Here is a 5,344-nt window from a genome sequence, read left to right as displayed (position 1 = left end):
GTCAGCGCGCAGACGCCCTACCAGTTCGCGCGCGAGTGGGCTAAGCGCACCGTCGTCGCCGGCTATACGGTGAAGCGCGAATACTTCAATGGCGAGACACAGCAGAGTATATGATTGGGAGAATTAACTATGGAGTGCAGCATAGATCGTCAGTGACCTTGACAGCGCCTGAAGATTCTGAAGATAGGGATGATGAAAGCTATATTGAGTTACTCAAATCTTCACTTATATTTGGAAATTACAACAGCGAATATGTTGTTTTCTGGGATCTCAGAACCTACAACCCTAATGATGATTCTTATGATATTTACTGGTATAGTCAAGATGTTCCTGATGGCGATATTCCAATAAAAATCGGGCGTGATTTTACAGATTTTGTATGTGATTTTTGTTATGGGCAGTTACCGTGTCAACTAATTCCTGAAATGTTTCCTGAAGCACCTCGCGACGTCGGATACACTTTTTATTGTGGATGATTGTCAGTAGAGACAATAAGAGTAAAGTAGGCAATGCCCGCCATTTAAGCGTATATGGGAGTAAGCTTTTCAGGTCTGTTCTCTTCCGAACGAATTTAACTCGATCTCATTTAGCGAAGCTTGAGAACGATAGTCAATGCCTTCTCGATCGACACTAGATTTTCATCACTAATATTCCCAATTTTCCTAACCAATCTACTTTCAGCAACCGATCTAATTTGAAACGTGTCAGCCGCAGATGATTTTATCGATCCATTCTCGTGAGTTGGTTCGATTCCGACCATCCACGGTCTAATACTGAATGCTTCTTTCCAATCAGTAATAGGTACGATAACTTTCAATGGTAATACCCCAATTGCATCATCATTAACGATCGCACAAGGTCTCGTCTTTCTAATTTCACTATCGACTGTTGGTGCTAAATTCACTAACCAGATTTCACCTCTGAGCATTTACTTTCCTCAAGTTATAGCCGTTTTAACTATTCCAAAAAATCTTCGCCATCAAGACTAGTAAAAATAGTTAACTCTGGGTCGTTGACGTAATCTTATAATGCTAAGTTAGCCGCTATTTTTAATTGCTGTTCTAATTGACGCTCACTCATCACCTGTTTTTGAGTCTCAATCGAATTGAGCGCAATAGTCGCGATCGTCAATCGTTCATCGATCGAAAGTGTCGGTAATGCTTTAATGATTTCTGTAGTTTCCATTTTTAACCAGTTTAAGGCGATTTAGTTGGAGTTGCTGTAGGCGATTTGCTGGGGGTTGGAGTTGTGGGAGTTGTGGCGGGAGTTTGGCTGGGGGTAGTTGGTGTGGCTTGCGTTGGCGGCGTAATTCCTGTCGGTGGTGTCACAACATTAGGAGTGGCTTGCGTTGGTGGCGTAATTCCTGTCGGTGGTGTCGCAACACTAGGTGGTGTGGTAGTCGGGTTGACACCTTGAGCGGGATTGTAAGGAGTTGCGCCGCCTGGAGAGGGGGTGTAGGGGTAGTATCCAGGTGGCGGCAGGATTGGGGGTGTCGGCGCGGTGGTATTGGCGGGTAAAGTTGCTAACGCGACGCGATCTCCAGCAACGCCACGGAGCGCATCGAGGACTTCGACAACTTTATTGTAAGTGACCTGTTTGGACGCGTACAGGACGATCGAGCTATTGGGACGGGCTTGACGGTATTGTTTGACAGCTTCGATCAATTGTCCGGGTGCCATCGGTTGCTGTTCGAGAAATAATTGCCCCGCATCACTGAGACTGACCATTAGTAATTCTCGCGCCGCTGGCGTACCGCTGCTAGCTTTGGGAATATCGACGCTAATTGCCTGCTGTCTGGCTACCTGTAGCCCCGCTAATAGGAAAAATGTCAAAATGCAAAAGATGACATCAATCAGCGGTACTAGCTCAATTCTGGGGTCTTCTGTTGGAGCAGGATTTATCTTCATAAGTTGGGAATCGATCGTCAGCAACAAATTAATATTAGCTGATTTTACAATCGATCGAGTCGATATTTCTTAATTACCAACGATCGAGATCCAGAGAGTTATAATTAGACAGACGCTAGCTAGATGTTGAGGAATGAGCGATCGGAGCGATCGTTTGGCAATTTTCTGAGTGAGAAAGATCGTTACTACCAATGTCAAAACTAGCGTCATCCCTTGGAGAAAAGCAATGACAGCAGGGTGAGCGATAAAGCTCGGCAAGTTATCATTTATCTGTCCGAAGGTGGCAAAGGTAATCGGAATAATTTGTCCGCCTTCTGCTAAACCCAATTTAAAATAGTGGGCTAAGTTTGCACCTAAAACTAAGGGTAAGTAACCATAAGCAAGTGTGGTAAACGGCAGCGGTTTATAAATTTTCAAGGGGATAAATTCTAATTTGCTTAGTCGATGTAGTCCTTGCATGATGCCATAGGCTACTAGGGGAATTAAAGTGGGAATTATAATTGCCGCGATCGAGAATCCTAGATGTGGGAAGAATTGGTTTAAATCTATTTGTAAGTTCAATAAGCGATTGAGTTCTGGTAAGCGGTGGAGATAAACACCACCTAATAATAGAAATAATAAAGCTACTTCATAAGCATGAGGGACGTGTGTCGTCCACAGTTCGATTCCGGGTGGACGCAAATTTAATTCTACCGATCGATGGGGACAAGCTTTGAGACAAGTCATGCACAATACACAATCTTTGTTATCGGTTAATTGGGCGGGATGGGAATAAATCGGACAGCCATTAGTAGTCTGTCCCTCGCCAAAACCAACGCCACCTTTATAACAGTGATAAGTAGTGCATTCTGCCGCACAGGTACCTTGTTGAGCGCGGAGTTCGACGATCGATAGTTTAGCGAATAAACCATTCATCCCACCGATTGGACACAAATATCGACACCAAAAGCGGCGTTCAAAGATGAGAGAAAAAATTACCGCTCCCGCTGTAATCAGCAGTAGTAAGCAGCTAGATAAATAGGCTGTATTTTCCAGATGCCATAGTTCTTCCCACAGAAAAATGAGGACAAATAAACCAAATAAGAACCAGCCACCCCATTTTTCAGCAGTTTCACGCGGCCACTTTTGGAGCGTCCTGGGAAATAGTTTGAGTGATAATTTTTGAACGATTTCGCCATAAATCATAAATGGACAAAACGCACACCACAATCTTCCAATAATCGGGAATAATAATAAAATTAACGGCCACCACCATGCCCAAAATAGATTGAGTGCGAAATTGTGTTGACGATCTTGCGGGGCAAGAAATAGAATTAAAACTACAATCGGAAATACCCAAGCTGTAAAACCATAATTAATTCGATCGGGATACCAATCGGTATTTAAAAACCGCCGCAATCCGGGGTAAGCATTTAATAAATTGAGGCGGAATAATTGTTTCTTTGCCGCCTGTGCCCAAAATACTTCCTCCGTTAGGAGTTTACTACCTTGCGCTTGCACTAAGGCTCGATCGACCATCCCCTGCAATTCTTTTAAATTACCTGGGAAATCATAAGCCTGTAACCGCCGAATTGCTTCTGGTGTCACTTGCGGCTGGGCTACCTTGGTTTGCCGACACACGATGTTGATATAGTAGTTTACCTGTGCCTCTAAATCGGCTTTCCGCACCCGCAATCCGGGGACTTTGATCTGATGTTTGACAACCTTATTAAACGTCGGTTGAGTGCTCTCAGAGATGAGAATCAGCCGCGCATTACTAGGGCGCGGTGAGAGTGGCGTTTGTCCCTCCCGAGCAGTTGGCGTATAGGTGCCAGTGGTTAATAATTGCTCGATTTGCGGTACCAATTCGCGTGGTAATTCTTGCACGTCATTTAAAATTAACGTCCCTTCACCCAGCCACTCTAATAACCCTGGCTTACCGCCCACGCGCCCGAATAATTCTGCACCAGTGGTAGTAATTAGGGCACTTTTGAGACTGATAATCGGTTGACGGCGACGACTGGAACCAAAGTGAATCAGCGCGGCAATATTATCTTTTTCTAACCCTGGTTCGCCAGAAATCAGTACCGCCAGATCGTCACTAGCCGCCGTGCGAATTTGCTGGCGCAACTTGACAGCATACCGACTGCTGCCAATAATCCCCCGCTTGGCTTGGGGCACTAAATAAGTCCGCAAAGCGGCTTGTCTGTCTTGCTCGAAGGCGATTTCACCTTCGAGCTGTGTCAGTTTGTCGGCAAGGCGCTCGGCGTAAGCGGCGGTAATTTGGGGATAGGTGGCAACTAATGCTTGCCACCTGTCAGCAGAGATCGTCTGAAACTGGCACTCCGTAATCGTCACAATCCGACTATCGGCTAATTGCCCGCGCTGCAATGCCGATAAATTCACCACCGCACCCGGTAATAAACCCGTCGCCCACATCAATCCGGCTTTTTGGCGACGATACCGCTCGGCTTGCCCCGACACTAGGATATAGAGCTTAGTTACAGGCGTATCTTCCAACGTGACTCGACAACCTGCGGGTACCGATAATTCTACCAATTCACTCGCGATCGATTCGAGGACATCATTTGGTAACATGCCCAGCTCGGTAGATGCTGCCAACCAGTTCGCTAATGTTGCTGTAGACATGTTGCGGGAGATACCTATCGATCGTTAGTTATCAGTTTACCCTGCATAGCCAGAAAGAATCCGATAATTTTATGTTTTTAATTCTCTAACTATCCAGCCGATTTCAGGGCGTAGAAACAAACTGTTTCGATCTTGTTTGACTCCTACAAATCCACCGATAAATTCCATTGAATAATTGCGATCGAGATATTTCCAGACAAAGGGAGCTTTTGCCAATCCGCTAGTAAATGAACTAATTTGAATTTCCTTGTTTTGGTAAAACTGCTGCTTCAGAATCGATACAGGCATAGATCGTTCGTTATTTAAGTATGGAAAAAATCGCGTAATCCAGCCACTGACGATCGCATCACCGCTATCATCATTATATTTATACATCGATCGCCAAAAATCTCGATCTGGTTTGCCTTGCGCTGTCAAAATAAACTGTTCTAAAATCGGGATGAGTGCATCAACCCACCACTCAAGTTGAAACCGATCGATTTGTGCGGTTCGTTCTAGTAGCTGTTGCCAATCAGCAATGGTACCCTCTAATTGAATTTGGGGAATCCCGCACAAAGTATCGACTTCCAACTCAAAGTAAGATTGCATTGCCTCTAATAGTACGATTTCCGAGGCGGCTTTTTCTACCACACCAGTTGTTGAAAATGTTGGCACTAATAGATCGTGAGTTTCACTTCCAATATGTTGACGAATTGAGGTTGAAAATTCTGTAAATATCTTAGTCCAGTCATTAGTTTGCTTTCCCTTAACCAGATCGTTATCGACAACTACAATTTTTACCTTGTCTTGATGTTTTACAAAGTGCGATC

Annotated in this window: 6 protein-coding genes; 1 reads left to right on the top strand and 5 read right to left on the bottom strand. The window is 44.6% G+C overall.

The genetic code is table 11. From position 1 onward, the window contains the following. Positions 1-158 precede the first annotated feature (158 nt). Entirely contained in the window at positions 159-476 is a 318-nt protein-coding gene (locus RMO35_RS17925) for a hypothetical protein (protein WP_309742781.1), read from the top strand. 110 nt (positions 477-586) lie between these two features. On the opposite strand, the gene RMO35_RS17920 is transcribed toward RMO35_RS17925, so the two are convergent. The 5 genes from RMO35_RS17920 to RMO35_RS17900 form a co-directional block, all read right to left on the bottom strand. Further along, positions 587-928, bottom strand: a complete 342-nt coding sequence (locus RMO35_RS17920) for a type II toxin-antitoxin system PemK/MazF family toxin (protein ID WP_309742779.1) — start codon at positions 926-928, stop codon at positions 587-589. A 95-nt stretch (positions 929-1,023) separates the two neighbouring features. Next, the gene (locus RMO35_RS17915; RefSeq protein ID WP_309742777.1) at positions 1,024-1,185 is read right to left on the bottom strand and encodes a hypothetical protein; all 162 of its coding nucleotides are present in this window, start codon (positions 1,183-1,185) and stop codon (positions 1,024-1,026) included. An 11-nt stretch (positions 1,186-1,196) separates the two neighbouring features. Continuing rightward, a complete protein-coding gene (locus RMO35_RS17910; protein WP_309742775.1) occupies positions 1,197-1,907 on the bottom strand; it encodes a biopolymer transporter ExbD in 711 nt (236 codons plus the stop codon). Positions 1,908-1,976: 69 nt separating this feature from the next. Beyond that, positions 1,977-4,535, bottom strand: coding sequence for a sigma 54-interacting transcriptional regulator (locus RMO35_RS17905; RefSeq protein WP_309742773.1), 2,559 nt, complete (start codon positions 4,533-4,535; stop codon positions 1,977-1,979). A 69-nt stretch (positions 4,536-4,604) separates the two neighbouring features. Further along, a partial coding sequence (locus RMO35_RS17900; protein ID WP_309742771.1) for a DUF4419 domain-containing protein occupies positions 4,605-5,344 on the bottom strand: 740 nt, incomplete at its 5' end.

The organism is Chamaesiphon sp. OTE_20_metabat_361 (assembly GCF_031364565.1).
This window is presented reverse-complemented; position numbering and strand designations above follow the sequence as displayed.